We start from the raw sequence: 332 nt of genomic DNA, 5'->3' as shown, positions 1-332 counted from the left end.
ACAGCATGATTTTCTTCCAATTTCTGCGTATTTTCATGATTAATCCCCCACAATGATGTAACCTGAGCAGTTCTTGCTGCTCTTTCTCTATCTTCTATCATAGGGATATTAGGCAGCAGCTCAATGGCTGGATTATAATAAATGTATAACAGTGGACTGATAAAGTTTCGTAGAGATCAAGACTTAGGAGGGATCGCAATGGACCAATCCTTCTTTTTGATGGTGGAGCGGGGGAACCCGTACGAGCGAGGTGACGTCATTCCGCTGACGCGGTCGATGATGATCCTCGGACGCAAGGGCAGCCAGTCCGAGCCGGATATATCGTTTGATAA

Source organism: Peribacillus sp. NPDC056705 (assembly GCF_043656335.1).
Note: the sequence above shows the minus strand (reverse complement) of the source record.